Here is a 26,777-nt window from a genome sequence, read left to right as displayed (position 1 = left end):
CAGCAGTACAGCAGCGAAGTACAGCAGTCGTGCCACACAGCAATGGTCAGCGGGCGGGTGACGACCAGGCGAGGTGATGTCCGCCCGTGCTGTTACCTTGCCGGCCGTGAATGATCAGCTGACGTGGATCGACCGGATCATCGACGTGACCGGGTGGCGCCATGAGCCTGAGGGCGGTGCCGGCTGGGAGCAGGCGGAGGCCGAGCTCGGCGTCACGCTGCCTAGCGACTTCAAGGAGTTGTGCCGGCGGTTCGCGCCGGGCCTGTTCATGGGGGTCCTTGGCCTACTGCGGCCGACCACCGATCACGACTCGACGTCGCTGCTCGGGTGGTGGGCCTCCATGCGGCGTTGGTTGAGCGAGCAAGAGGACTTCGCCGCGCGCGCGTACGACCCGTACGAGCTGTACGGGCCCGACAAGGGGTCCGGGCTGATCGAATGGGGTCACGACTCGTCCGGGGGTCAGTACTTCTGGCTGGCGGACCGCTTGGTGGAGTCTGATCGGTGGCCCGTGGTCGCTCGGCACGACCCGCCAGAACCGTGGCACCGGTACGACATGTCCATGACGGAGTTCGTCTACCGCATGCTCGCGGACCCGGAGTTGGAGTCGTTTTCGATGGTCACTCCGACGTGGCGACCGTTCTACCTGCCGTACTGGCAGCCATTTCCCAGCACCCCTGAGGAGTGGGAGGCTCTCGGCGACCCGAACCGCGAGAACTGAACCAGTACCCGTCTCTGCCCGTGTGGGTCAGATGCGGAGCGAGTCGCCGAGGCGCTTGAGGGCTTCGCGCGTCGCCTTTGATGAGACCTGCGTGTAGATCTCCATCGTCACGGAGAAGCGGGCGTGCCGGAGGACCTGCATGGCGACTCTCGGATGGACGTCGAGGTCCGCAAGGGGGTGGCACAAGTTCGCCGCGCGTCGTGGATGGTGATCGGCCGGACACCGGCCTTCTCGCACCGGGTCTGCCAGGAGCGCTGGAAGTTGCGCGGCTCGATGGGTGTGCCATAGCGGGTGGTGAATAGGGGGCCATTTCCCTGCCATGCCTCACCGGCTGCTGCTCGTGCCTCGCCGCGCTGTTCGCTTCGGAGCTTGAGCGCCGTCAGGCAGATGTCGGGCAGAGGGAGTGTGGCGTCGGATGCCTGGGTCTTGGTGTCGCGGAGAAGGCTGCCCGCGCACCCGTTGCAGTTGGCGGCCGATGGTCAACTTTCCGGCGTTGAGGTCGACGTCTGCCCAGGTGAGTCCGAGGGCTTCGCCCTTGCGTAGGCCGGTGACAAGGACCAGGGCGTAGGCGGCGTAAAGCGGGTCCTCGTCGGCTCGGGCCGAATCGAGGAACTTGCGGGCCTCGTCGCTCGACCAGGACTTGCCCCGCCGTCGGCGGACGGTGGCGGGGGTGACCGGCGCGGCCGGGTTCTTGGCGATGAGGTCTTCGGCCTGGGCGTGGGTGAGGGCGGCCCGCAGCGCGGCGCGGATGTCGCTGACCGTGCGCGTCGATGGGACGGCCTGGCAGCAGCGGCCGACCGCGCAGCAGCTCCGCTTGTGCTTCGGCCGGGCGGCGTCCTTGCCCTGGGCGCAGCACTGGCAGGTGCGGGCCACCTGGTTGATCCAGGTTGATCGCCGCTGCCGCAACGAACGGGACGGGGGAGGCTGCCGACAGCAACGGTGACAGCAACGAGCGGGGACGCCACCAGCCAGCAGCACACTTGGCCAGACGGTCGTTCGAGGTGGGCGACGCGGCAGGACGCGGCAGGACGAAGTGCCCAGAACTTACAAGCGAGGGATCTACCGCGGAAGGCTGGCTGTCAGGGCCAGGGCCTGTCGTCTCGCTCCTGGTCCGGGACGGCGCTGGACACCAATCGGCGTAGAGATCCCCTAGCCTTGTCGCGTGTCTGAGCCGTGGTCTGTGGTGAAGGAAGGCGAGGTGCTGTCGTGTGCCGGCGCGCAAGCGCAGGCGCTACCGGCGGGCGACGTCACCTACGTGGTCGGGCCGTCGGCGACGGTGGTCATTGTTCAAGCCGGGGACCGGCCCGACGGCAGCGCAGTGCAGAACCTCGACGAGCTGACACTGCACGAGCCCTTCCCCGAGGGCCTGGAAGCACGGCTGGCCAGCTCCGGACTTCCGCGCCTCGGATTCGTTCGCCTGCCGCAGGGATACATGTCGCTAGGTGAATTGCGACTTGCAGTCAGCCGTCACAGGCCGGGCGACATAGCGGAGGACAGCCCGTTTCCGTACCGTCTGCCCGGCAGACTTTCGTTCTGCCAGCTGCACATCGTGGACCGTCTGCCGTTCGATGTTCTCGACCGCGTGCGGCCCACACCACAGCATCCGCTTCCCAGCCTCGACTGGCTACGGTTCCTGCCCCGTGACCCTGTCGCCGCGATGCGAGAGTTCGTGGTCGGTTGGTACGCCGACATCCCACGCGGCGACGATGCGCTTGAAGACCTGGACCGGCCGCTTCCCGAACCGTTGCTTGCCTTCTACCGGGTGGCAGCCGGCCGTGAAGAGGTGTACGGGTTGCACAACCAGATCTACACCGCCGACGAGTTGGAGGACGAGGACGACGGGCTGGTGCAGTTCGGGGCGGAGAACCAGGGCGTCTTCGTGATGTTGCTAGATCCGACCGAGGCAGACCCGAGGGTCCAGTACAGCGGACTTCACGCGGAACATGAGCGGGAGCCTCTGAGCGCCTACCTGCTCCAGTTCCTCCTCTCCGAGGCGTCATATTCCAGTCCCTTCGGCGGCCATGCGACGGTCATGGCCGAACAGGCGCAGCGGCTGATCGAATCGCTGCGCCAGGTTCCTCTGCAACCCATGCGATGGCCGGGAGACCCGACCCAGCACTACGTCGCTCCCGGCCTCGTCGTCGCAACCGCGACCTCCCCCGACGGCTCAGTAGAGGTATACGCCGGGAGCCGACACCGGTCGGCACTCCGACCGCTGCGCGACCCAGGCTTCACCTGGGAACGGTTCGACGGCTAGCCCAAGCAGCACTTCGCTGCCGGGGCAGGAAGCAGCGAGAAGGCAGCGAAACGTAGCCGGATCGCCCGAATCCGAACCACCGACTTACTCCAGGCGGGCATGCGTCGCGGCATCGGCTGGGCACGACAGCCGACCCTCGGCCGCCACCGCCGGCAAGGTGGGAGAGCTACGTCGTCACTCGTGACGAGGTCCCGAGTCTGCGCTGACCTGCAGGAACAGTCGTGGGTGGTGGCTGTGGGGTGGCCACCACCCATACTCATCGCGCCTGCGGTGGTCGGTCGCCCGTGACCTCGGCATCATCGACGCCACCCATGCCAGGTCAGGGACCCCACAGCAGAAGCCGGAAGGGGTCCTCGCCGGAGGTGAGCCAGGTGCCGTCGCCGAGCGCCATCGGGTCCTCCGATACGGGCATCGGGTACTCCACCTGGCCGAGCACCTCGCCTCGCGCCGTGTCGATCAGCCAGTGCCGCGGGTGCCCGTACCTCTGCCTGGTGCTCGCGATGACCCTGCCCTCGTCGACGAAGCCGCACTCGTACCCCCAGAAGTGCTCCTCCTCGGCGTCCGACGGCGCCTCAGGGTGCGGTGGAAGCCGGTGGTCCGCGGCGACCTCGTGCACCACCGCGCCGTCGGGAAGACGATGGATCGCCGGCTGCCTCCCTGAGTGAGCGATGGTCAGGAACCGCCTCCCGCAGGGGCTGACATCGACGAGGCAGCGGTCGTCGTCACCGAGGCGGTCGACGGTGAGCCGAGTGCCGTCCCACCGGCCCCACCGCAGCGGCGCACCGTCCTGGCCTTCGCCGACGCTGAGGCCCATCTGGCCCGGGTCCGGGTGAGGGATGTGGTGGGAGCCGGCGGCCGCGGTGCCGGTCGAGGCCCGCCCCAGGACGCGACCGTCGACGGCGTCGAGCACGAGCCACTCCTCGTCGTACTCCGGCTCGACGTCACCCGGCAGCGGGGTACGTACGTGAGCCCACACCGTGGAGCCGTCCGCGCTGATCCAGCAGGAGCCCCGATCGGGGTGGCGGTGCCCGTCGCTGCCCGCGTATTCGGTGTAGGAGTGGTGGATTGACAAGCAGGACGAGGCCCAGCATGAGTGCCGCACCCGCCAGCGCAGCCTGCCGGCTGCGTCGACCGCGTGCAGCGCGTGCTGACCGCTGAAGACCGCCAGGTCGAGGGTGGGACTCACGGCATCACGCCCGCCCGCCCCGCGCGGCCATGGCGCCGGGAACCGGGCGGCGGGGGCGTCGTCACCGGCGAGGAGCCGGCCAAGGTCGTACGCCAACAGCTCGTCGTCCCGGCGGATCACCACGAGGCGGCGATGCGGCCACCGCTGGACGGCGGGCGTGTCTGCGGTCTGGGGGAAATCGGGTACGCGCGGGGCGTTCGCCGGTACGCGAAAGGATGCCAGGAGACGAGGGGTGAGGAGCACGGGGCCATCCTGCCAAGATTTGGCCTACGACCCTCAGGCCGGCGCCTGCCGGGAGAGCCTGATCAGGTACTGCTCGATCCCGGCGCTCTGCTGTTCGAGGTCGTTGACCTGTCGGTTGGTGTTCCCGTCGCGCATCGCTGCGAGGATGGTCCGCTGCGCCCTCTGAGCATGCTCCCGCCCCCGGTGGTACACCGAGACGTGGTAGGCCCCGGGTCCCTGCGGCGGGTCGATGCCGTCGAAGCCCGACCCCGTGCTGTCACTGAGAACCAGCTGCCCGCTGGGGCACTCCAGGCGGGCGGTGTGGGCGAAGGCCCAGCCAGGCGGGGAGGCGCCGTCGTCGGGCCGGGGCTCCCACACCTCCACGGTGACGGCCTGTCGGCCCCACCGCGGGTCCGAGCTGGCAGGCCGTGCGTACGCGAACCGTCGCGCAGGACCTTACGCCGGGTCCCGCAGGTCGTGAATCGTCACGTGCTCCGACGCCAGGGCATCTGCGTGGCAGTCGGGACCATGCAGGTCCAGGGACGCCAGATCAGTGGTGATGGCTGCGGCCGGATCGAAGTAGTCCCGGTCGAGTTCGAAGGTGACACGGGTGCCCCTGCCGGCTGGGCCGTCGAACCTCTCGGGCGCGCTGACGGGCCGAAGGCCGGCGAGTTCCTGGCGAACCGTGGCCGTCATGCCACAACTCCACGGTGGTCCGCATGCTCAGGGCTGCCGCTGCGGCACTGAGCCATCTCTCGGGGCCGAGCAGCGAGCCGTGGTAACTCAACTGAGGCACGCCCTTCCCGTTCCAGGGAGCGGACTGATCGTCCGCCACCGAGAAGGCGAGATCGGTGAAGACCTCAGCGGTGACCCGTGGCATGTGCGCTGGAGCTACCGCGGTGGCCGGATGGAGGGCGTGACTCAGCACGGCGCAGAGCACCCGCGTCGCGAGCTCCGGATTCTTCCGCGCCACCCCGAAGTACATTCCGGGCGTCTCGCGCACGGACTCGTCGAACTCCAACACTCGGACATGTTCGAGGCCGTACGTCATGTGGCTCTCCGGCACACGAGCCACGCTACCGCCGGCAGTTCGCCTGTCCCAGGTCCCTCGGGTGGAGAGCTACCGATGGGGCGATGGCTGCCGGACGACTGGGTTCGCAACGTGGACTGCCCTTGCCCTGCCGGCCGTCGACAGCCCTTCGGCTGGCGCGGACAGCCGTGATCGCGGGGCTCGCAGATACCCATCCGCTTAGGATCCGAGGCGTGAGTTCTTCCCTCGACACCCTGCCGAAGACCAGTGCGCCAGCGACGCGTGCCCTGAACAACGCCGGCTACTTCACGCTGCGCGACCTGGCAGGGGTGCCGCGTGCCGAGCTGGCCAAGCTGCATGGCATGGGCCCGAAAGCGCTCGGGATCATTCAGAGTGCGCTGGAGCAGCACAACCTGAGTCTGGGATAGGACGTGCGTGACAGATCAGTCTCCGAACGTGGTTGACACGTCCGACTGGAGGATCATGCGCTCGGGTTCGGAGGCACGTTGTCCATGAGGGTGTAGCGGCGCAGACGTACGGGTCGGCCGTCAGGGCTGGTCCAGGCGGCGGTGGTGGTGTGGGTGTGCTGCCAGCCGCTGCGCTCGTACAGGGCGATGGCGGCGGCTGACCGGGGATGGTCGACGATCTGCAGAGTGAGGCCGAGTTGGTGCTCGGCGGCCCATTGGCGGGTGTGGTGCAAGAGCATGGTTGCCACGTTGTGGCGGCGGGCGGCCGGGGCGACGAACAGCCGGCTGACCTCGGCGATGGTCGCTGAGGCCGGGTCTGTCGCGGAGCCGGCGCGGTGGACGGCGACGTGGCCGACCAGGGTGCTGGGTCCTGCCTCGGCGATCCAGGCGTGCAGGGCGTTGTCCGGAGACAGCCACCGGTGTGGGTCGGCGGGCCAGTTCAGCGGGTAGCGGTCGAGCCGATGCACGTCGGCGAGGACCGGGAGGCAACGTTGCAGGTCCGCTGGTTTCCGGTCTCGGATGCTGAGGTCGTCCATCCGGTCATCATCGCGGGATGACAGCGAGCCACTACCCGAGGCCGACCGCGGACCGTCCCTTGTTACGCCGGGGCTTCCCGGTGGTCGTCGCAGGGCGGGGGCGATGTTCCTGCCGGCGGGGACTCGCAGGCGCCGTCACTGGTCCCGCCCTGCGGACAGCCTGTCAGCGCGAGACAAACGATCGTCGTCAGGGCGACCGACATGATCCGTCTCATTCCCTCACGCACCCTTCGTCCTCATGACCGTAGCGCTTCCGTGCCTGCCACGAGGGGCCGATTCATTGAGCGCAATCACAACGTACCGTGCGGAGGGTTGCCCAGCCGCCGCCGCGAACGCCGCCGGCATCCTCCTGCTCGGTCCCAGCCGCAAGCGGGAGGCGAATTTCCGCTGCGCCATGTGTGGCGACAGCGAGGGTGATGCTGTCTACTCCTTGCCCATGGGTGGAACGGCGTTGGGGGTGCTGAGCCCCCACACCGCTGAGCGCATCGAGCCGATCGTGGTCGAGGAGATGACCGCTGAGGGGCTGACCCGGTATGAGCGCGACCCGAGCTACTGGTACTCCGCCGACGGACTGCCCTACGGCTATGACATCCACTCGCCGGGCGTCGAGATCGATCCGGAGGAGCTGCGACTCGTCGAGCGAGCCACCGGGGCGACGATGCGCTGCGCCATCGGGCTGCACATTTTCGTCAGCGACCCAACTGGCCGACCTGTCCTGGCTCGGATGGCTCAGCGAGTGGCGCGGCGGACCGACGGCTGGGTGTTCGTCGAGTTCCACGACCCGCCCACGGCGGACCTGCTCCGCCACCTCGGAGGTGCGGGCCGCTGCGTAAGGGTCGACGATGCCGTCCATCTCGACGCGGCGGCGATGGCCGCCTGGATCGCTCACCCCCACTTTCACGTCGTCAAGTGAGTGCGTCCGGTTGTCGGGGCGTCCGTGGCCCGGGGAAGCCGGGCGAGGATGAGCGGGAGATGTCCGCCCACGCTGTTACCTTGCCGGCCATGGATGATCATCTGCCCTGGATCGACCGAATCGTCGAGGTGACCGGGTGGCGCCAGGATCCCGCGGAAGCCGACTGGGAACAGGTGGAGGCCGGGCTCGGCGTCGCGCTGCCGACCGACTTCAAGGAGCTGTGTCGGCGCTTCGTGCCCGGGGCCTTCTACGGGTACCTGGACCTGCTGCGGCCGACCGACGATCACAACGCCCAGCCGCTGCTCCGGACGTGGGCCTTTTGCCGGCAGTACGCGCACGAGCACGGGTCCTCGGGGTTGTGGGCCCCCTATGACATGTACGGGCTCGGCGAAGGGCCGGGACTGATCCAGTGGGGTGGCGACCAGAGGGAGGGGGAGTACTACTGGCTCGCGGACCGCTCGACCGAATCCGACCGGTGGCCTGTGGTCGCCCGGACGGAGGGCGGTGACCCGTGGCACCGGTTCGACATGTCGACCGCCGAGTTCGTCCACCGGCTGATCGCGGACCCGCAGTTCACCCCGTTCACGGTTGCCGATCCGTCGCGGCGGGCCTTCTACCTGCCGTACTGGGGGCCGTTCCCGATGAGCGCGGAGGACTGGGACGCTCTGACCGATCCCAGTCGTGACCCGCTGGAAGGGTCGGGGCCGGGGTCAGAAGACCTGGAAGAAGCAGCCCACGGCGACGGCGGCCGTGAGCACCACCACTGACACGGACGTGAGGGGCTTGGAGATGCGACGCATGGTGATCCTCCGTTGCATGGTCGAGATGCTCACACGCTGTGCCGGATGAGCCAATCGTCCGAGTTGTGGGTGTTTCGCGCCGAGTCCGGCACGGTGACCGGCTGCAGGGCGCGCCGCCAGTTACGAGCATATGCTCGTATTTGCGGAGCTGCCAGGATGCCCGAACGAGGCGAGCGACGCCTCGGAGCCGCGAGCACGACGCGCCGGACGTGGGCGGAGGCCAGGGGAGGATCATGAGCGTTACGCCGACGAACCTCGACGATCCGTGCAACTGCCTGGCGCTGCGCCGGGCCGCCCGGTACCTCACGGCGACCTACGACAAGGCCCTCAGCCCGGTCGGCCTTCGTGCGACGCAGTTCACCATCCTGCGGCAGCTCAGTGCCCACGGCGCGATGACGATCACCAGGCTCGCCGACATGATCTCCATGGATCGGACGACGATGGCCACCAACCTCAAGCCGCTCGCGCGGGAGCAACTGGTGACCATCGCGCCGTCGGCGACGGACCGCCGCGCGAGGGTCGTCACGCTCACGCCGGACGGCCTCACCCGCATCGACGCGGCGCTGCCGCTGTGGCGCGGCGCGCAGGTCCGCTTCGAGGAGAAGTTCGGCGCCGACGAGGCAGCCCGACTGCGGGTGTCCCTCGGCGCTGTCCTCGACACCGGCTTCCAGCCCTGGGCCGAGTGAGGCTCGGCCCTGTCTGCCAGCCCGCCGTCCCGCTTCCGCCCTCAGGCGTACCGAATAGCGCTCGCTCGGTGGGGGTCGGCGCCGGCTGTGGTGGAGCGGTCGTCCCCGTGGTCGCCGTGCCAGTCGAGGACGAGCATGCAGGCGTCGTCGGGCAGGGTGGGTCCGGCCACGTCGAGGACGGCGTCGCCGAGTACGCGGACGACCTCCCTGGGGTGCAGCTCGGTGAGGTCCGGCAGCCGTGCGGGCAGGTCGAGGTGGGCGGCGCCGCGTTCCAGCATGCCGTCGGTCAACAGGACGAGCCGGTCGCCGGGGCGCAGCGGGACGTCGGTCGTGCGGTAGCTCCCCTGTCGCAGTACGCCGAACGGCGGATCGACCGGCAGCGCGACGGGCTGGACGGCTCCGTCGCGGACCAGGAGTGGGGTGGGGTGGCCGGCGTTGACCATGGCCAGTACGCCGGTGCGCAGGTCGAGCCGGCCGAGCAGGCCGGTGGCGAAGGTGAACCCGCCGGGTGGGTCCTCGATCAGCGCCGAGTTCGCGGCCCGGGCCTGGTCGAGCAGCGTGTGACCGCGGCGGCGGGTGTGCCGCAGGCTGCCGACGCAGAGCGTCGCAGTCAGGGCACTGTGTACGCCGTGGCCCACGGCGTCGGTGAGGCTCAGATGCAGCAGGTTGCGCGCGAGGCTGTAGTCGAAGGTGTCTCCGCCGATGGTCGCCGCCGGCTCCAGCCACGCCGCGAGGGTGAACGAGCCGGCCTCGCAGGTGAACGAGGAGGGCAGGAGCCGGCGCTGGATCTCGGCGGCGAGGGTGAACGGAGTGGTTCGCTGACCCCACTCGAAGAGGTCGGTGTGCCGGCGGGCGGCGATCACCACGAACGCCAGCGCGTGTGCGGCCCGGGAGATCTCGGCCAAGGTGGTGTCGTTCGGCGTGGCCGGCAACGATATCTCCAACAGCCCGATCGCTTCGCCCCGTTGCGTGACGGGCGCCATCACGACGTGATCGTTTCCGCTCGGACGGACCTGTACGCGCTGGGAGCGCAGCGCCTGTTCCTGTGGTCCGCCGTCGAAGGGCAGCACGGTGGCGACGTCCTCGTCCTGCCGGCGTCGGCCGGTCGGGTCTCCGAAGGGAACGTGGGCCAGCCGAACGAGAGCCCGACCGCTCATGTCCGCGATGAGGAACGACACCGACAGCGCGCCGAGGTCGACGCCGATCCCTCGGGTCATCGCCTCCACCGCGTCGACCGGGGCGGCGTTCTCGACGGCGCGCAGCACGTTGCCCAGGTCGATGCCGCTCCACCGTTTCTCGTCCACGCGGCAGAGCATAGGCCCGCGCGACCGACAACCACGGCGACCCCGACGGACAGGTCGGTCCGTCCGGCTGCGGCTGCTCGGTACGGCGCCTCGCGGGAGACTGGCCCGATGTCCTCGACGATGCTGGTGGTCGGCCCCAAGCTCGGTGTGGCGCTGGTCGTGCTGACCCTCGCGGCGGCGCTGGCCGTGTCCGTCGGGAAGCTGGGCCACGGTCGGCAGGTCGTCATCGCCGCCGTCCGCGCCGTGGTCCAGTTGGGCGCCGTCTCCCTGCTGATCGCGGCCATCGTCGAGTCGCTGTGGGCCACGGCCGCATTCGTGGTCCTGATGTGGGTGGTGGCGGCGGGCACCTCGGGCCGGCGCATCACCGGCGGCGGGCGCGGGTGGTGGGCCGGCGCGCCGATCGTCGCGGGCAGCGCGCTGGTGGTGGCGGGACTGCTGCTGGCCGGCCTGGTGCCGCTGCGCGGCATCGCGATCATCCCGGTCGCGGGAATCCTGACGGGCGGGGCGATGACCGCCACCTCGCTGGCCGGCCGCCGCGCGCTGGACGAGCTGACCATCCGGCGCGGCGAGGTGGAAGCCGGCCTGGCCCTGGGTCTGCTGCCCCGGGACGCCGTACTGCTGGTGTGCCGTCCGGCGGCCGGACAGGCGCTGGTCCCGGCACTGGACCAGACCCGGACGGTGGGCCTGGTGACCCTGCCCGGCGCGTTCGTCGGGGTGCTGCTCGGCGGGGCGAGCCCGCTCGCCGCCGGAGTGACGCAGCTGGTGGTGCTCGTCGGACTCCTCGCCGTGGAGGCCGTCGCCGTCGTCCTCACCGTCGAGTTGGTGGCCCGCGGCCGACTCCACCCCGCCTGACCGGGGACCGGACCCGACGAGGGCGGTGGACGCCGGTGGCGGTCACTGATCGGCGGCGTTCCGGTGTGCGGAGGGAGCCCACTGCTCGCCCAGCGGGACGGGCCCCTCCGTCGCGCCGGAGGTGCTGCCGGGCGGAGCGGGCGGGTACCGCGGTGGTTCGTCCAGCATCCGGAGCACCGGCAGGGGCGCGGCGATCACCGCCGCCAGCAGCAAAGCCGAGGCCAGCACGAGGAAGGCCGACCGCAGCCCGAGCCACTCCACCAGGGGACCGGCGAGCAGGTACCCCGCCGGGCCGGCGGCGTAGGCGAAGGAGGTCATCACGCCGACCACCCGTCCGCGCAGCCGTTCGGGGGTGCGGGTCTGCATGGCGTAGTTGGACAGCGGGTTCACCGGCCCGTAGGCGAGGCCGATCACCGCGGCGAAGCCGAGCATCGCCGGGTAGGGCGGCAGGAACGCGAGCCCCAGCAGGGCCGCGCCGGTGACCACCAGGGCGACCGCCATCAGGGTACGGCGACGAACCCGCCGGCCGGCGGCGCCGGAGGCGAGCGCGCCGACGACCGACCCGGCGCTCATCGCCATCAGGACCACCCCGAGCCGGGCGGGTTCCCCCTGGGCGACGAAGAACGCCGGCAGCAGGACGCCCTCGACCGGCAGGTAGAGCGCGACCAGGGCCATGGTGATGAGCGCGATGGCCCGCAGCAGGGGATCCCGCCAGACGAAGCGCAGACCCTCGGCCGTGCCACGCCACAGACCGGCCGGTGGCCGTTCCGGCCGGCCGGCGCCGGGCACTCGCACGGCGGCGACGAGCAGGACCGCCAGGGCGAAACCCACGGCGGTGACCCAGAAGGTCGGGCCCGGCCCCATCGTGGCGATCAGCACGCCGCCGACGCCGGGGCCGACCAGGAAGGCCACCCCCCACACCGCCTCGTGCACCCCGTTGGCCCGCTCGATGCGCCAGCCGGCGGCCTGCGCGGCGGCCGGCAGCAACGTCTCCCGGGCGGTCAATCCGGCCGGGTCGAAGACCGCCCCGAGCACGGCGAGCCCCACGATCCACCCGAGGTTGAGCCCGAGCAGGGCGTCGACGACCGGGATCGCGGCGACCGAGACGGCGGAGAGGCTGTCGGAGACCAGCGCGGTCCGGCGCCGGCCCAGCAGGTCGACGACCGTTCCGGAGATCAGGCTGGACAGCAGCAGCGGCAGCGCGGCGGCCGCCGCGACCACCCCGGCGGCGGTGGCGCTGCTGGTGCGCTCCAGCACCAGCCAGGGAAGCGCCACTATGGCCACCCCGTTGCCGATGCCGGAGAGCAACGTCGCCGCCTCGAGCAACAGCAACGGGGTACGACGGCGTCGTCCGGACTCGGTCATGGTGATGATCAGCCTAGTCCCGCGACCGCCGTCGGCGTTCGCGTCTCCGGGTCGCGGGTGGTCGGACACGGGCGTCGTCGTCGGGGGCGGCCGATGCCCCCGAGGGCTCGGCTCGGCCCCGCGCTCGGTCACGGAACTACTTAGGTTGGCCTACACCGTCATCGGGCGGGTCACCGGCGATCTCGCCGCGCTCAAGAAGGACCTCGCCGGATCCCCGTTCGCCGGCAAGCCGGTCAGCGTGCTCAGCCAGAACCAGGGCATCTACAGCGTGCCCGAGCGCTCCGGGCTCGGCTCCCTGCTGCGCGACGCCGGCCTGGACCCCGCGCCGCAGAAGGCCGCCACCGACGCCACCTCGCCGTTCGTCCCGGTGTCGGCCGAGAACCTCAGCAGTCACGACGGCAGCGCCATCTTCCTGATGACCGGCGGGGCGTACGACCCGAAGCCGATCACCGACTCGGCGCTCTGGCCCCGGCTGGGCGCGGTGAGCAGCGGCAAGGTCTACGAGGTCAACGCGGAGCTGTGGTTCGGCACCTCACCCTTTGCGGTCGACTGGATCATCGACGACATTCGGGCCGCCCTGCTCGGCCAGGGCAGCATCGGCGACGGCGCACAGGCCGGCCGCAAGCTGCGCGAGTTCGTCGACGCCGGCTGACGACCGGGCGGGCCCACCGGCCGGCGGAGGCTGCCGATGGGCCCGTGCCTCCGGCCGCGACGAGTCTGCCCGCCGCGGCCCGGCCGGGGTCATCCGCCCGGCGGGCACCGGTCGTCGCACTCGGACCACCCCGCAGGAGTGACCACCCGGCGTGGGCGTCGACGCCGACGTCGGGCATCCTGAGCGCCGTGAGCGACGGTTACCTCCGGCTGATCCCGACCGACCTGAACTGGCAGCCGACCCCGGAGGCCGCCGCCGCGGCCGTGACCTACGTGGCGCGGCTCTTCGCCGACCCGGGCGACTCGGTCGAGCAGGTCGACCACGAGTTCCACGACCGGGTCACCCTGATCGACGCCGGCGAGAACACCACCCGGATCACCTGCTCCCGATGCGACGCCGACATCGACCTGGAGTGGTTCCACGACCTGGTCGAGGAGCGGGGCGAGAGCTTCGACGACCTGGCCGTGACGGTGCCGTGCTGCGGCGCGGTGGTCCGGCTGGACTCGCTCCGCTACGACTGGCCGGTGGGCTTCGCCCGATTCGAGGTGACTGCCCTGAACGCGACCCGTGCGAAGTACGAACTCGACGACCGGGAGCTCGCCGACGTGGCCACCCTCCTCGGTCACCCGGTCACCCAGATCCTCGCCCACTACTGATGCGGTCAGCGCGTCTCGGCATGCGCAGTCGACTACTGGACGTAGTCGAGTTGGAGATAATGCCTGTTCGGCGAGTTACCTAGCGTAAGCCCGTCAATGAATCGGCCCCGGTGTCCGGGAGAGGCGACCGCCAGCAGGTGGTCGACCCACCGCCGTCGGGGTCACAGACGGGAGAGCAACATGCGTCAACAGAAGGAATCCCGGCGGTTCGGCGCCCGTGCGGGCGTACTCCTGCTCGGTCTCACCGCCGCCGCGGTGGTCGTCCCGGCGAGCCCGGCGTCCGCCGCGGTCCCCGGCCTGGTGCGGGTCACGACGACCAGCGCGACGAACTCCAACGACTTCCACACCACCACCGCCACCTGTCCGGCCGGGAAGGTGCTCACCGGCACCGGCTACGAACTCAACGGGGCGACCGGTGAGGCGGTGGTCGACGACCTGCGCCCCAACGGCGGTCCCGCCGTCGCGCCGACCGCCGTCACCGTGACCGCGTACGAGGCGGACGCCTATGCCGGGAGCTGGTCGGTGACCGCGTACGCCATCTGCGCCAACCCGGTGCCCGGGCTGGTGCGGGTCTCCGCCACCAGCGTCAACAACTCCAACGACTTCCGCAGCATCACCGCGGCCTGCCCGGCCGGCAAGGTGCTGACCGGCACCGGCTACGAGCTGGTCGGGGTGACCGGTGAGGCGGTCGTCGACGACTTCCGCCCCAACGGTGGCACCGCCGCCGTCCCGACGAGCGTCAACGTCGGCGCCTACGAGGCTGACGTCACCGGCCTGAACTGGGACGCGACCGCGTACGCCATCTGCGCGAACCCGCTGCCGGGCCTGGTGCGGATCAGCGCGGTGAGTGCCAGCAACTCGGCCGACTTCCGCGGGATCACCGCGACCTGTCCGGCTGGGAAGGTGCTCACCGGCGCCGGCTACGAGGTGGACGGGGCGACCGGTGAGGCGGTCGTCGACGACTTCCGCCCCAACGGTGGCGCCGCCACGGCCCCGACCTCCGACACCGTAGGGGCGTACGAGGAGGACGCGTTCGCCGGCAACTGGTTCGCCACGTCGTACGCCGTCTGCGCGACGGCGTGAACCGTCCCGGTGCTCCGGTCGAGCCGGCTCCCGACGGAGCCGGCTCGACCGGCGTTGGTGACCCGTGGCGGGGACTGCTCTATTCAGGCGACGAGGGCGGCTGTCGCGCTGCGTGCGCCGGGTGTGAACGCCCGACCGGCGGGTAGGTCCCGGCAATGCTGAAGCGTGCGGTGTGGCAGGGGCTGGTCGCGGGCCTGGCCGGGGCGGCGGTGATGACCGCGGCGGAGAAGGTGGAGCAGCGGGTGACCGGCCGGCCGGACTCCCACGTGCCGGCCCGGGTGCTGGCCCGGCTGACCGGCCTGCCGGAGTCGTCGCCGACGCCCTGGCCGCGCAGGACGGTCCCGGCCCCGGCCAGCGGCACGCCGCGCTGCGTCCCGGTCGCCGTACCGGCGTCGGCCCGCTGCCGCGGGCCGCGGCCCACGCCGTACGGGCGAAGCCGTCGCCTCGCCGGTCGGTCCCCTGGGCGTAGCCGTACGTCGCGTCGAGTTAGGTGGAGCGCCGGTCAGTCCAGGCCGCCGCGCGCGATCACGTCCCGGTACCAGTAGGCGCTCGACTTCAGCGTGCGCCGCTGCGTGGGGTAGTCGACGTGGACGAGGCCGAACCGCTTGGCGTAGCCCTCGGCCCACTCGAAGTTGTCCAGCAGCGACCAGAGGAAGTAGCCGCGCAGGTCGACCCCCTCCTCGATGGCGCGGTGCGCCGCGCGCAGGTGCCCGCGGAGGAACTCGACGCGCTGCGGGTCCTGCACCCGGCCCTCGGGGTCGGCGTAGTCGTCGTAGGCGGCGCCGTTCTCGGTGATGTAGAGCGGGACGGGACCGTAGTCGTCGCTGACCCGGTGCAGCAGGTCCGCCAGCGCGTCGGGCTGCACCGGCCAGTTCATCGCGGTGAGCGGCACCCCGTGGGGGATCTGCACGTCGGCGCGGAGCGGGTCGGCGCTCTCCGGCCGGGCGGCGACCGTGTTGGCCCGGTAGTAGTTGACGCCGAGGAAGTCCAGCGGCGCGTTGATCGTGGCCAGGTCGCCGTCGCGCACGAAGGCGTAGTCCGTGTGCTCCCGGTACAGGTCGAGCACGTCCTGCGGATAGCTGCCCCGGCGCAACGGGTCGAGGAAGAGGCGGTTGAGCTGGCCGTCGACGCGCCGTGCGGCGGCGCGGTCGGCCTCGGTGTCGCTGGCCGGCACGCAGGGCGACAGGTTGAGCGTGATGCCGACGCGGGTCGACGCCTCGCCCTCGCGCAGCCGGGCGGCGGCCAGGCCATGGGCCAGCAGGAGGTGGTGGGTGGCGGCGAGCGCCATCGCGGCGTCGGTGTGCCCGGGGGCGTGGACGCCCAGGTCGTACCCGCACCAGGCGGAGACCCAGGGCTCGTTGAAGGTCGTGAAGTGCTGGACCTGACCGGCGAGCGCCTCGTGGACCACGTGCGCGTAGTCGACGTAGCGCAGGGCGGTGTCCCGGGCGGTCCAGCCGCCGCGGTCCTCCAGGGACTGCGGCAGGTCCCAGTGGTAGAGCGTGACGAACGGCCGCACCCCGCGCCGGTGCAGGCCGTCGACGAGTCGGCGGTAGAAGTCCAGCCCCTTCTGGTTGACCTGGCCGGCGTCGTCCATCACCCGGGGCCAGGCCACGGAGAACCGGTAGGCGTCGACGCCGAGCTGGGCGATGAGGTCCAGGTCCTCCTCGACGCGGTGGTAGTGGTCGCAGGCGATCGCGCCGGTGTCGCCGTTGCGCACCTTGTCGGGCCGGGCGCTGAACACGTCCCAGATGGAGGGGGTACGACCGTCCTCGGCGACCGCTCCCTCGATCTGGTACGCGGCCGTCGCGGTACCCCAGACGAAGCCGTGCGGAAAGCGGAACATCGGCCCTCCTCACTCGATCGAAACTCCTTCGATCGAAGTTTGAGCCTATGCTGCCCGTGCCGAACGAACAACCAGGGTCGCCGCCTGCGACCCTCGAGAGGAGGGGTGGCGTGGCCATGCACCGCCCGACCCGCCCGACCCTCGCCGCCATCGCGACCGAGGCGGGTGTCTCGGCGCCGACGGTGTCGAAGGTGCTCCGGGGCCGCTTCGACGTGGCGGAGCGGACCCGGGAGCGGGTCACCGGCCTGCTCGAGAAGTACGGCTACGAGATCAGCCGGAGCGTGCGCGGGACGGGCGTCATCGACCTGCTCCTGGCGGACCTGCGCAGCCCCTGGGCCGACGAGGTGGCCCGGGCGGTGGTCGAGACCGCCGCCGAAGCCGACCTGAGCGTGGTCCTCTCCACCTCGAAGGTCCGCCGCACCGGCAGCGACTGGCTGGAGCTGATGCTGACCCGTGGCACCGAAGGGCTCATCGCCGTGGTCGACCCGCTCGGCACGGTGGTGGAGGAGCGGCTGACCAGCTGCGGCGTGCCGGTGGTGCTGCTCGATCCGCTCGGCGAGCCGGCCGCGGGGCTGCCCAGCGTCGGCGTCACCAACTGGCAGGGCGGGCTGAGCGCGACCGAGCACCTGGCCGGGCTGGGTCACCGGCGGATCGCCGTCATCGGCGGGCCGGAGGACTTCTGGTGCACGCGGGCCCGGATCGACGGGTGGCGGGCCGCTCTGGCGGCTCACGGCATCCGGCCGGACCCCGGCCTGGTCCGGTTCGGTGACTTCACCGAGGCCGGCGGTCGTCAGCACGCGCTGGCGCTGCTGGACCTGCCGGACGCCCCCACCGCCATCTTCTGCGGCAACGACGATCAGGCGCTCGGTGCCCTGCGGGCCTGCCGGGAACGGGGCCTGGACGTGCCGGGCGACGTCTCGCTGGTCGGGTTCGACGACGTGCCGATGGCCGGCTGGGTGAGCCCGAGGCTGACCACCGTGCGCCAGCCGCTGGCGGCGATGGCGGCCGAGGCGGTGCACCTGCTGCTGCGGCAGATGGAGGGCGGGCACGTGCAGGATCTGCGCATCGAGCTGGCCACCTCGTTGGTGGTGCGGGACAGCACCGCCGCGCCGCGTTGACCGCTACGCCCGCCCCCGCCCGGTCAGCGCCGGGGCGCGGTGGGGGCGGTCATCCTCGACTGCCGGACGCGCTCCGGGCGGTGCCACACGGCGGGGCGGCAGGGCGAGCTCTCAACTGTGCCGCTCCGTCAGCCGCCAGGCGAGCGGCCCCAGCCCCCACCGGTCGAGCAGCACCCGTGGATCCCGGCCGCCGGCCCGCCACGCCGAGGGCGCCAGCCCGAAGCGCAGCCGGAACCGCCGGGAGAAGTACAGCGGATCGTCGAACCCGACGCCGCGGGCGACCTGGCCGACGCTCAGGTCACTGCGGTTGAGCAGGTCGGCGGCGAGGGTCAGCCGGACCAGCTCCAGCGCGACGCCCACCGAGGTGCCGTACCGGGCGGTGAACGTGCGGGACAGGTGGGCCGGTGACGTGGCGCAGGCCCGGCCCAGCTCGGTCAGGGAGACCGGCCGTGGTCCGGCGGCCCAGGCCACGGCCACCGCGTCGAGCAGCCGGTCGACCGGCCCGTGCTCCACCGGTGGCGGCTCCTCGATCGGGCCGTGGACGAACAGGTCCACCACCGCGCCGACCACCTGCGCCACCCGGGGATGGGTGGCGCCGTGGTGTCCGCCCAGCCAGAGCAGGTAGCGCAGCAGGGCGTCGATCGGATCCTGAGCGGTCAGCCGGCGCCGCCACGGCCAGGCGACCCGGTCGGCGTCGACCGGCAGGGTGAAGTGGACGTAGCCGTGGCGGGTGGGCCGCCGGGTGCTCCACCGGAACTCGTCGTGGACGCCCGGCCGGGCGAGCACCAGCTGACCCGGGCGCAGCTCCAGCTCGCCGCGCTGCCCCGCGTGGCGCCAGCTCCACCGCGCCTCACCGGCGAGCAGCCAGACCAGCTCGAAGTCGGTGAGCCGCCGGGGCCCGTAGCGCGAACCGGGCGGGTAGCCGACCACCGAGGGCCCCGCCCTGACCACCACCTCGGCGCCCGTCCACATCAGGATCGTCCATGCCCGGGGCAGGAAGCTCCATGGTCAGGTAGCCGGTACGGCCAGCATGCTTGCCGCATCTCCGCGAGCCGAGAGGAGCGCACCATGGCTGCCATCATGGCGTCATCCATCTCCCCCGCCCAGCGCGAACTGGCCGGGCGATTCCACACCGACGGCTACGTCGTGCTCCCCGACGCGCTCGACGCGGCCGCGGTCCGACGCCTGCGCCACGAGGCCCTGCGCATCTGCCGGGGCGAACGCGGGCCGGTGCCCGGCCTGCGCCCTGCCGACCCCCTCGACTCCGACGAGGAGGTGATCCGCCGGCACGCCTGCATCCACTTCCCGCACAAGCTGTCCCGCCCGATGCACGACATGCTGGCGCATCCGGCGATCGTCCCGGTCCTCACCGCCGTCGTCGGACCGAACGTGAAGGCCATGCAGTCCATGCTCTTCACCAAGGGCGAGGGAAGACCCGGCCAGGCCTGGCACCAGGACGAGTTCTTCATCCCCACCCGGGACCGCTCGCTGACCGCGGCGTGGATCGCCCTCGACGACGCCACCGTCGACAACGGATGCCTCTGGGTCCTGCCCGGCTCGCACCGGCCGGGCGTGCTCTATCCCGACCGCGAGCACGACGACGCCCGCTTCGACTGCACCAGCGAGGCGTACGACTTCCCGTTCCGCGACGAGGACGCCGTACCGGTGCCGGTGGCCGCCGGCTCGATCGTCTTCTTCAACGGCTACCTCCTGCACCGGTCACTGCCCAACCGCGGCCCGCGCGGCCTGCGGCGGGCCCTGGTCAACCACTACATGAGCGCGGAGTCGCTGCTGCCGTGGTTCGTGCCGCCGGCCGGCACGCACATCGGCAAGTGGGACTACCGGGACGTGGTCATGGTCGCCGGCCGGGACCCGTACGCCCACAAGGGATATGCCGACGCCTCCGAACCGCTGGTCCGGCCCGACCGGGACGGCGGCTGCGCCCGATAGCCTTCGGCGCGCTCCGGGCACCACCGGCGGTGACGAGCGCGCCGGAGCGATTGGCTGTCCCCGGATCGACGATTAGGGTGGGCGGCACCCTTTCATGCGGCGCCGAGGTGACGTGGGTGCGGGATGCCGGCTTTCGTCGGGCGGGAAGTGGAGTTGCGGATCGCCGCCGCCGTGGTCCGCGCGAGTCCGGCCGTGCTCCTCGTGGCCGGCCCCGCCGGAGCGGGCAAGACGACCCTGATCTTCCGGGCCCTCGCCGATCCGCCGGCGCCGGTCGTGGCCGTGACGTGTCCGGCGCTGGACCCGTCGCCGTACGCCCTCGTCACCGACATCCTCGCGGCGGTGGGCGGCCAGGGTGGGCGGGGCCCGCGGACCGGATCGGCGGCGCCCCTCGGTGGCTCCCGGCCGGCGGGCGCGACGTCGACGGCTCCGGGCGGCGGCGGACAGGCCACCCTGCGGCTGCTGCGCGAGGCGCTGCTGGCCACCGGAGCGCTGACCCTGGTGGTGGACGATCTCCAGTACGCCGACGAGCGCTCCCGCGAGCTGCTCGGTTGCCTGGCCGCCGCCCCACCGCCCGGGCTGCTGCTCGTCGTGGCCTACCGGTCGGAGGAGATGCCGACGCCGGTCTTCGGCCGCCCCTGGCGTCCGCCCCCGACGGTCCGCACGGCGGTGCTGGAGCTGCCGCCGCTCGGCGCGGCCGAGGTGGCGGAGCTGGCCCGGGCGCTCACCGGTCGCCCGGTGCCGGCGGCCGTCGCCGCCGACCTGCACCGGCTGACCGCCGGTAATCCACTGCTCGTCACGCAGCTCTGTCAGGCGCTGGAACCGCGGCCCGCCGACGCCTCGACGGCGGGGGAGGGCCTGCGCCTGCCGCCCACCGTCCCGGTGCCGTTGCCGGTCCGGGAGCTGTACGCGGCCCGGCTGGCCGCCCTGCCCCCGGCGGCGCGGCAGGTCGCGCGGGTCGCCGCCGTGCTGGAGGTGCCGGCCGGTGAGCCGACGCTGCGCCGGGTCGGCGGGCTCCGGGAAGGCGCGGTCCGGCACGCCCTGCGCCACGCCCTGGACGCCGGTGTGCTGGCGGAGGTCGCGGTCGACCGGTACGGCTTCGCCAGCGGGCTGGCCGCGCTGGCCGTGTACCGGACGATCCCCGGCCCGGAACGGCGTCGCCTGCACCTGGCGGCGCTGCGGGTACTCGACGACGGCACCCCCGACCGGCCGCTGCCCGACCTGCTGCGGCACAGCCGCGCGGTGGGCGACCCCGAGCGCGTGCTGCGGTTCACCGAGGCGTCGGCGGACCGGGCGGTCGCCGCCGGAGAAACCCCACGGGCCGTCGGGCTGCTGCGCGAGGCGCTGGCCGACCCGATGGTCACCGGGCCGGCCCGCACCCGGCTCGCGCTGAAGCTGGGCCGGGTGGCGCTCACCGGCCTCGGCTACCGCGAGACCCAGGCGCTGCTGGAGCAGATCCTCCAGGACCCGCACCTGCCGGCGGGCAGTCGGGGCGAGCTCCGCCTCGCCCTGGGCCTGTTGCTGATGAACCAGGCCGGGCTCGCGGAGCGGGGCTGCGCCGAGATCACCCGGGCGGTGGGCGAGCTGCGCCGTCGGCCGGCGCTGGCGGCGCGGGGGATGGCGGCGCTCGGCATGCCGTACTGGGGCACCCGGCACGTCGACGAGCATCGCTGGTGGGTCGGGCAGGCGGAGCAGGCCGCCGCGCGCGGGCGCGACCCGGCCCTGTCCACCGCGGTCTTCGTCAACCGGCTCTCGCTGCTCGCCCAGCTCGGCGAGCCGGAGACGTGGTCGCTGGCCGAACAGCTCACCGGGCATCTGGACACGGTCGGGCAGCGCCAGCAGGTGGCCCGCGCCTACGGCAACCTGGCCGACTCGTGCGTCTGGTTGGGCCACCACGAGCGGGCGGGGCGTTACCTGCGGGAGGCGCTGCGGGTGGCCGCCGACGCGGGCGCCTCGTACCAGGCCATCTCCGCGCGGGCCAGCGGCCTGCTGCTGGACTACGCCACGGGCAACTGGCACGGCCTCGCGGAGCGGGCCGCCCAGGTGGCGATGGAGGCCCGGGACATGCCGCTGATCGCCGGTGACGCCCGGCTGGTGCTGGGGCGGCTGGCCATCGCCCGTGGCGAGTGGGAGGAGGCGGCCCGGTACCTGGACATGCCGGTGCTGCGCAGCGCGGCCGACGGCTCCGCGCCCCAGGTCGCCGCGGCCGCGGCGGCCCACACCCGGGTGCTGCTCGCCCAGGGCGCCGACACGGTCGCGGCCCACGCGCTGAACGCCCTGGACACCGCGCGGGTGAAGGGAACCTGGGTCTGGCACGGGGAGCTGGCCCAGGCCGCGGTCACCGCCCTGCACCGGTCCGGGCACCTGGACCAGGCACGTCGGGTCGTGGCCGATCTCCGCGACGGGACCGCGGGCAAGGACTGCCCGTACACCGCCGCCACCCTGCTCATGTGCCGGGCGTCGGTGGCCGAGCAGGCCGGCGAGCTGGTCGCGGCGGGCGAGTGGTACCGCGCCGCCGAGGACGCGTTCGCCGCCCTGCCGACGCCGTACGACGCGGCCCAGGCCGCAGAGGCGTCGGCGCGCTGCGCCCTGGCCCGGGGCGAGCCGGCCGCGGACGGGCTCGTCGCCGCGGCGGAGCGCTTCGCCGCCCTGGGCGCGGTCTACGACGCCGCCCGCGCTCACCGGCTCGCCCGCAGCCACGGTGCCGCCCCGGCGCAGCGGCGGGGCCGGCGCGGGTACGGCGTCGGGCTCTCCCCCCGGGAGCAGGAGGTGGCCCGGCTGCTCACCCTGGGGCGGACCAACCGGCAGATCGCCGAGGTGCTGTTCCTGTCGCCCCGCACGGTGGAGCATCACGTCGCCAACGTGCTGCGCAAGCTGGGCGCGGATTCCCGGCACCGGGTGGCGCTGCCCGGGCATTAGATAGGTACCCCTACGTACCGATGCCCCGATTGTTCCTCACAGTGACGGACGTGGATGGTGTGGGGACGCGGCCGCGTACCCCGTCCCCTTCATCCGCAAGAAGGAGCAACCGTGCGACCCACGAAGCTTGGGGCCTGTCTGAGCGGGCTCGCGCTCGCCCTGGTCCCGATGGCGGCGGCGACCCCCGCCCACGCCGCGGAGAGTGCCCGGACCACCTACATCGTCACCCTGCGCGAGGGGGCCGCCGACCCCGGCGCACTCGCCGCGGACCAGGCCCGCCGCCACGGGGGGCGCGTGCAGCACGTGTACCGGCACGCGCTGAGCGGCTTCGCCGTCACGCTGCCGGACCGGGCCGCCGAGGCGTTGCGACGGGACTCCCGGGTCGTGTCGGTGCAGCGCGACCAAGTCGTCACGATCGCGGCGCAGGACACCCCGACCGGCATCCGGCGGATCTTCGCCGACGACAACGCCAACCTGAAGCTCAACGGCACGGCCGACTACGAGGCCGACGTCGACATCGCGATCATCGACACCGGGGTCGACGCCGACCACCCGGACCTCAACGTGGTGGAGCGCACCGACTGCGTGAACAAGACCTCCTGCACCGACGGCGCGGGCGACGACGGCAACGGTCACGGCAGCCACGTCGCCGGCACCGCCGCGGCCATCGACAACGGCATCGGCGTGGTCGGGGTCGCCCCGGGGGCCCGGATCTGGTCGGTCCGGGTGCTCGACAACGGCGGCAGCGGCCAGCTCTCCGGCGTCACCGCCGGCGTCGACTGGGTCGCCGCGCACGCCGACGAGATCGAGGTGGCCAACATGAGCCTCGGCTGCGACGGGTGCACCGACAACGCCCTGACCACCGCCCTGACCAACGCGGTCGACAAGGGCGTGGTCTTCGCCGTGGCGGCCGGCAACAACGACAAGGACGCCAAGTCGTTCTTCCCGGCCAACCACCCCGACGTCATCACCGTGTCGGCGCTGGCCGACTTCAACGGCGAGCCGGGCGGCGGAGCGGCCAGCACCTGCCGTACGGACACCGACGACACGCTCGCCGACTTCAGCAACTTCGGCTCCACCGTCGAGATCGCCGCGCCCGGGGCGTGCATCTACTCCACCTACAAGGACGGCGGGTACAGCACCCTCTCCGGCACCTCGATGGCGTCGCCGCACGTCGCCGGAGCCGCCGCCCTGCTCGCCACCGGCGACAACGACCCGACCGGCCGCGACGAGGTGGAGGACATCCGGGAGAAGCTGCTGGAGACGGCCAACACCAACTGGACCGACGAGTCCGGCGACGGGGTCAGGGAGCCGCTGCTCGACGTCAGCGACGAGAAGAGCTACCCGGCGCCGCCGCGCGACCCCGGCCGTCCCACCGCCGCCTTCACCGCCGCCTGCTCCAACGACGACACCACCTGCTCCTTCGACGCCGCCACCGCCACCGACTCCGACGGCACGGTGACCGGCTGGACCTGGGACTTCGGTGACGGCAGCACCGGCACCGGCAAGACCGTCTCGCACACCTACGCCAAGGCGGGCTACTACAGCGTCAAGCTCACCGTGACCGACGACGAGGGCAAGACCGACTCGGTACGCCGCCAGGTGAAGGCCGGCGACGTCCCACCGACCGCCGCCTTCGACGGCTTCTGCCAGGCGCAGAACTGCACCTTCAACGGTGACGACTCCACCGACCCCGAGGGCGACATCGCCGGCTACTCCTGGAACTTCGGCGACGGAACCACCGGCAGCGGCGAGAGCGTGCGGCACACCTACACCAGCAACACCTTCAAGCAGTACCAGGTCACGCTGACCGTCCGGGACAGCCGCGACCAGACGCACCGCACCACCCGCCAGGTCACCTGCTACCCGCACATCGGCACGCCGCTCTGCTACGGACCGTTCTGACGATCGGCCGCCGGCGGCCGGGCTCCCGCCCGGCCGCCGGCGACGCGGTGACCAGTGGTTATCTCGATGCGCCTCAGGTCGCCGTCAAGCGCGGCTCCTTCCTCGGTCGCTGCGGTCGACTGTTGCGTGATCTGACCGCCGGAAAGGCCCGGTGGCCGGACGGCAACCGCCACAGCGGGTGCACGGTGGTGCCGTCGGGGAGCGCGAAGGGATCGCGGGCGACGTAGCCGTGCCGGGTGTAGATGGCGGCCTCGACGGTGGTGGTGGCCTCCGCGTAGGCGGGCAGCGCGACCCGGTCCATCCGGACCAGACTGGCGGCGAGCAGGGCGGACGCGCGGGCGGGTGACGAGGCGGCGAGGAACGCCAGGTGGTTGTGGGCCTCGGTGGGGCGGTGGGCGTTCAGGATCAGGTCCAGGGTCTGGAAGCGATCCACATGGCGACCGCAGGCCGCCTCGAGGCGCTGGCGGTAGTTGGCCGGCGGCGGGAGGGGGCGGTAGCGGTGGAACCACACAGCGGCCGCGCTGCGGTCGGCGAGGAGGAAGACCTCGCCGAAGAGCAGGGCGTGTTCGACCCAGATGCGGGCGGCGGCGGTCAGGACGACACCTCGTCGGTCCTCCTGGGGCACGAGCCAGGCGCCGGTGGCTGAGGTGCGCAGGGAGGCGGCGACGAGGTCAGCCGTATCGGCGATGTCGTGCCAGCGGGCACGGATGGTGGGCACTGCGTCTCTCATGGTGGATCTCCTGTGCCAGCGATGTGCCCGGTGGGAGCGCGGTTGCTGTCCCGTCGGGCGAAAGATGTGCTCAGGCCGCGTCGTCCGCTCCGGGCGGGCCGGCGCGCGCCGGCCGCCCGGCGTGAGATCGAGGCGGCGAGGGACACCGGGCAGCGCGGTGACCGGGCGTGGGACGCCACGGGTCACCGCAGGGCGGTGTCGCCGTGAAGGTGCGCGGGGCGATGCCGGTGCTCGCCGTTCATCGACGGCTCACCGAGGCGTCGCCCGATCGGTGATCGGCGGGGCGCGCGCGACCCGACGGGTCGGGTCGCGGCTGCCGGTCCGGGCGTGGACCAGCCGTCACCGCAGGGGGGACGGTCAGGCAGGTCTGGTGCCGGGCTGCGGCGATCGTTGCGCGTACGCGTCGCACCGGGACGGGACGCAGCGCCCGGATGTCAGCTCCGGCATCCACGGTCGGGGCGAGATGTCCGCCGCGGCGCCGTGGCCCGCGGCGGCGGAGTTGGTGGCACTGCCGGCGGAGCCCGCCGTCCGGACGCCGACGCCGGCGAGGTGCACGGGACCGGTGTCCACGTCGGCGGCGGCGTCCACATCCGCCCGGTCACCGCCGAACTGCCGCTCCGCCGCGGTCCGGTGAGACGCGGCCGGCGAGGACGCCGCACGCGTGGGGGTCAGCACCGCGGCGCGGACCGGGTTCGCGGTAGCGCCTGGAACGGTGGTGGTGGGCACGGCGCCGGGCGGCCCCGGCGGCGGGGCCACCGGGTCACCGGGCGGGACCACCGGGTCGCCGGGCGGGATCACCGGGTCCACCGGGTCCACCGGGTTCACCGGGTCCAGTGGTTCCGCCGGCGGGCCGAGGATCGGCCGGGTCACCTCGAGCACCGGCGCGAGTACGGGGTCCAGCGTCTCGAGGATCGGCTCGGTGACCGGGCGGACGACCGCGTCGACGGGGGCGAGGAGTTCGGTCCGGGTGACCTCGCGCAGCACCGGGGACGCGGCGTCCACGACGGGACGCGGCACCTGCGTGACGGCGTCCACGACCTTGGTCAGCCCCGGGCCGGCTGCCGCGTCCACCGTGCGGCCGGCCGGCGCCGTCGCCGGCGACCGGTCGACGCGCGGAGCCCGTACGGCCGGGTGCGGCTTGACGCGGGCGGGTGGCCGGGCGTCGGCCGGTTTCGTGGGCTTGGCGGCCGGCTGGCGTACCGGGTCCGGCCGGGCGGGACGGGGAGCGACCGTGGCCGCCGGTGCGGGCGGGGCGCTCGGGGGTGGGAGGAGGCTGTCGACGAGTGCCCCGGTGCCGCCCAGCAGATCGCCGACGATGCTCGGGCGCGGCTCGTCTGCGGCGTGCGCGGCGTCGTCCGCGAGCGTGTCGTAGGCACCCCAGGTGGCGATCACGCCGCCGAGCAGGAGTAGTCCCCGCACCGTCGCCCGGGCGAGTCGAGGGCCGCGACACCGCATCCCGGGCACCCTCCCGACTCATCCGCCTGCACAACCGGCAACAACCGCTGATTGTTGCCGCACGTGCGCGATCGGTCACCTTCCGACACGCGGGATTGGCGTCATCCGCACAACCACCGACGTGCTCTTGCGC

25 protein-coding genes and 1 pseudogene are annotated in these 26,777 nt (G+C 72.5%); 15 read left to right on the top strand and 11 right to left on the bottom strand.

Annotation, left to right across the window (positions count from 1 at the left end; genetic code table 11):
* Positions 1 to 106: 106 nt before the first annotated feature.
* Positions 107 to 718 (top strand): hypothetical protein, encoded by a 612-nt coding sequence (locus tag AC5L3Z_RS17745; protein WP_494843378.1) that lies wholly within the window; start codon positions 107 to 109, stop codon positions 716 to 718.
* 27 nt (positions 719 to 745) lie between these two features.
* Here the strand turns inward: AC5L3Z_RS17745 and AC5L3Z_RS17740 are convergent.
* Positions 746 to 1,606, bottom strand: a pseudogene (locus AC5L3Z_RS17740) (tyrosine-type recombinase/integrase); the annotation flags it as partial.
* 274 nt (positions 1,607 to 1,880) lie between these two features.
* Here AC5L3Z_RS17740 and AC5L3Z_RS17735 point away from each other — a divergent pair.
* Complete coding sequence (locus tag AC5L3Z_RS17735; protein WP_494843376.1) at positions 1,881 to 2,975, top strand: hypothetical protein; 1,095 nt, start codon at positions 1,881 to 1,883, stop codon at positions 2,973 to 2,975.
* A gap of 319 nt (positions 2,976 to 3,294) precedes the next feature.
* Here AC5L3Z_RS17735 and AC5L3Z_RS17730 read toward each other — a convergent pair whose 3' ends face one another.
* The 3 genes from AC5L3Z_RS17730 to AC5L3Z_RS17720 all read right to left on the bottom strand — a co-directional run bounded on the left by AC5L3Z_RS17730 (position 3,295) and on the right by AC5L3Z_RS17720 (position 5,079).
* The gene (locus tag AC5L3Z_RS17730) at positions 3,295 to 4,284 is read right to left on the bottom strand and encodes a hypothetical protein (protein ID WP_494843374.1); all 990 of its coding nucleotides are present in this window, start codon (positions 4,282 to 4,284) and stop codon (positions 3,295 to 3,297) included.
* Positions 4,285 to 4,437: 153 nt separating this feature from the next.
* Positions 4,438 to 4,767, bottom strand: coding sequence for a hypothetical protein (locus AC5L3Z_RS17725; protein ID WP_494843372.1), 330 nt, complete (start codon positions 4,765 to 4,767; stop codon positions 4,438 to 4,440).
* A 72-nt stretch (positions 4,768 to 4,839) separates the two neighbouring features.
* Positions 4,840 to 5,079 (bottom strand): hypothetical protein, encoded by a 240-nt coding sequence (locus tag AC5L3Z_RS17720; protein WP_494843370.1) that lies wholly within the window; start codon positions 5,077 to 5,079, stop codon positions 4,840 to 4,842.
* A 567-nt stretch (positions 5,080 to 5,646) separates the two neighbouring features.
* Here AC5L3Z_RS17720 and AC5L3Z_RS17715 point away from each other — a divergent pair.
* Positions 5,647 to 5,841 (top strand): helix-hairpin-helix domain-containing protein, encoded by a 195-nt coding sequence (locus tag AC5L3Z_RS17715; protein ID WP_494843368.1) that lies wholly within the window; start codon positions 5,647 to 5,649, stop codon positions 5,839 to 5,841.
* 53 nt (positions 5,842 to 5,894) lie between these two features.
* On the opposite strand, the gene AC5L3Z_RS17710 is transcribed toward AC5L3Z_RS17715, so the two are convergent.
* Entirely contained in the window at positions 5,895 to 6,416 is a 522-nt protein-coding gene (locus tag AC5L3Z_RS17710) for a GNAT family N-acetyltransferase (protein ID WP_494843366.1), read from the bottom strand.
* Positions 6,417 to 6,654: 238 nt separating this feature from the next.
* On the opposite strand from AC5L3Z_RS17710, the gene AC5L3Z_RS17705 reads away from it, so the two are divergent.
* From AC5L3Z_RS17705 to AC5L3Z_RS17695, 3 genes are all read left to right on the top strand, one after another.
* Positions 6,655 to 7,329: a DUF6368 family protein gene (locus AC5L3Z_RS17705; protein WP_494843364.1), complete on the top strand. Its 675-nt coding sequence runs from the start codon at positions 6,655 to 6,657 to the stop codon at positions 7,327 to 7,329.
* A gap of 59 nt (positions 7,330 to 7,388) precedes the next feature.
* The gene (locus AC5L3Z_RS17700; protein WP_494843363.1) at positions 7,389 to 8,096 is read left to right on the top strand and encodes a hypothetical protein; all 708 of its coding nucleotides are present in this window, start codon (positions 7,389 to 7,391) and stop codon (positions 8,094 to 8,096) included.
* A 266-nt stretch (positions 8,097 to 8,362) separates the two neighbouring features.
* Entirely contained in the window at positions 8,363 to 8,815 is a 453-nt protein-coding gene (locus AC5L3Z_RS17695) for a MarR family winged helix-turn-helix transcriptional regulator (RefSeq protein WP_494843362.1), read from the top strand.
* A gap of 41 nt (positions 8,816 to 8,856) precedes the next feature.
* Here AC5L3Z_RS17695 and AC5L3Z_RS17690 read toward each other — a convergent pair whose 3' ends face one another.
* Positions 8,857 to 10,119 (bottom strand): PP2C family protein-serine/threonine phosphatase, encoded by a 1,263-nt coding sequence (locus tag AC5L3Z_RS17690; protein WP_494843360.1) that lies wholly within the window; start codon positions 10,117 to 10,119, stop codon positions 8,857 to 8,859.
* A 108-nt stretch (positions 10,120 to 10,227) separates the two neighbouring features.
* Here AC5L3Z_RS17690 and AC5L3Z_RS17685 point away from each other — a divergent pair, with 108 nt between their 5' ends.
* Positions 10,228 to 10,971 carry an ABC transporter permease gene (locus AC5L3Z_RS17685; protein WP_494843359.1) on the top strand — a complete coding sequence of 248 codons (744 nt, stop codon included), beginning with the start codon at positions 10,228 to 10,230 and terminating at the stop codon, positions 10,969 to 10,971.
* Positions 10,972 to 11,013: 42 nt separating this feature from the next.
* Here the strand turns inward: AC5L3Z_RS17685 and AC5L3Z_RS17680 are convergent, their stop codons facing one another.
* Positions 11,014 to 12,336 carry an MFS transporter gene (locus AC5L3Z_RS17680; protein WP_494843358.1) on the bottom strand — a complete coding sequence of 441 codons (1,323 nt, stop codon included), beginning with the start codon at positions 12,334 to 12,336 and terminating at the stop codon, positions 11,014 to 11,016.
* A 145-nt stretch (positions 12,337 to 12,481) separates the two neighbouring features.
* Between AC5L3Z_RS17680 and AC5L3Z_RS17675 the strand changes: the two genes are divergently transcribed.
* From AC5L3Z_RS17675 to AC5L3Z_RS17660, 4 genes are all read left to right on the top strand, one after another.
* Entirely contained in the window at positions 12,482 to 12,988 is a 507-nt protein-coding gene (locus AC5L3Z_RS17675; RefSeq protein ID WP_494843357.1) for an ABC transporter substrate-binding protein, read from the top strand.
* A gap of 188 nt (positions 12,989 to 13,176) precedes the next feature.
* Entirely contained in the window at positions 13,177 to 13,644 is a 468-nt protein-coding gene (locus tag AC5L3Z_RS17670) for a hypothetical protein (RefSeq protein WP_494843356.1), read from the top strand.
* Between the two features lie 180 nt (positions 13,645 to 13,824).
* The gene (locus tag AC5L3Z_RS17665; RefSeq protein ID WP_494843354.1) at positions 13,825 to 14,727 is read left to right on the top strand and encodes a hypothetical protein; all 903 of its coding nucleotides are present in this window, start codon (positions 13,825 to 13,827) and stop codon (positions 14,725 to 14,727) included.
* Between the two features lie 155 nt (positions 14,728 to 14,882).
* Positions 14,883 to 15,272 (top strand): hypothetical protein, encoded by a 390-nt coding sequence (locus AC5L3Z_RS17660; RefSeq protein WP_494843352.1) that lies wholly within the window; start codon positions 14,883 to 14,885, stop codon positions 15,270 to 15,272.
* Here the strand turns inward: AC5L3Z_RS17660 and AC5L3Z_RS17655 are convergent.
* A complete protein-coding gene (locus AC5L3Z_RS17655) occupies positions 15,230 to 16,570 on the bottom strand; it encodes a GH1 family beta-glucosidase (protein ID WP_494843350.1) in 1,341 nt (446 codons plus the stop codon). The genes AC5L3Z_RS17660 and AC5L3Z_RS17655 overlap by 43 nt on opposite strands.
* A gap of 116 nt (positions 16,571 to 16,686) precedes the next feature.
* Here AC5L3Z_RS17655 and AC5L3Z_RS17650 point away from each other — a divergent pair, with 116 nt between their 5' ends.
* Complete coding sequence (locus tag AC5L3Z_RS17650; protein ID WP_494843723.1) at positions 16,687 to 17,688, top strand: LacI family DNA-binding transcriptional regulator; 1,002 nt, start codon at positions 16,687 to 16,689, stop codon at positions 17,686 to 17,688.
* Positions 17,689 to 17,799: 111 nt separating this feature from the next.
* Here AC5L3Z_RS17650 and AC5L3Z_RS17645 read toward each other — a convergent pair whose 3' ends face one another.
* Positions 17,800 to 18,660: a helix-turn-helix transcriptional regulator gene (locus tag AC5L3Z_RS17645; protein ID WP_494843348.1), complete on the bottom strand. Its 861-nt coding sequence runs from the start codon at positions 18,658 to 18,660 to the stop codon at positions 17,800 to 17,802.
* Between the two features lie 96 nt (positions 18,661 to 18,756).
* On the opposite strand from AC5L3Z_RS17645, the gene AC5L3Z_RS17640 reads away from it, so the two are divergent.
* The 3 genes from AC5L3Z_RS17640 (at position 18,757) to AC5L3Z_RS17630 (ending at position 24,459) form a co-directional block, all read left to right on the top strand.
* Positions 18,757 to 19,638 (top strand): phytanoyl-CoA dioxygenase family protein, encoded by an 882-nt coding sequence (locus AC5L3Z_RS17640; RefSeq protein WP_494843346.1) that lies wholly within the window; start codon positions 18,757 to 18,759, stop codon positions 19,636 to 19,638.
* Positions 19,639 to 19,761: 123 nt separating this feature from the next.
* Positions 19,762 to 22,554 carry a LuxR C-terminal-related transcriptional regulator gene (locus tag AC5L3Z_RS17635; protein ID WP_494843344.1) on the top strand — a complete coding sequence of 931 codons (2,793 nt, stop codon included), beginning with the start codon at positions 19,762 to 19,764 and terminating at the stop codon, positions 22,552 to 22,554.
* 111 nt (positions 22,555 to 22,665) lie between these two features.
* Positions 22,666 to 24,459, top strand: a complete 1,794-nt coding sequence (locus AC5L3Z_RS17630; RefSeq protein WP_494843342.1) for a S8 family serine peptidase — start codon at positions 22,666 to 22,668, stop codon at positions 24,457 to 24,459.
* Positions 24,460 to 24,532: 73 nt separating this feature from the next.
* Here the strand turns inward: AC5L3Z_RS17630 and AC5L3Z_RS17625 are convergent, their stop codons facing one another.
* Both AC5L3Z_RS17625 and AC5L3Z_RS17620 read right to left on the bottom strand, forming a co-directional pair.
* Positions 24,533 to 25,189: a hypothetical protein gene (locus tag AC5L3Z_RS17625; RefSeq protein WP_494843340.1), complete on the bottom strand. Its 657-nt coding sequence runs from the start codon at positions 25,187 to 25,189 to the stop codon at positions 24,533 to 24,535.
* A gap of 357 nt (positions 25,190 to 25,546) precedes the next feature.
* Entirely contained in the window at positions 25,547 to 26,644 is a 1,098-nt protein-coding gene (locus AC5L3Z_RS17620) for a hypothetical protein (protein ID WP_494843338.1), read from the bottom strand.
* Positions 26,645 to 26,777: the final 133 nt, after the last annotated feature.

The organism is Micromonospora sp. LZ37 (genome assembly GCF_059359015.1).
This window is presented reverse-complemented; position numbering and strand designations above follow the sequence as displayed.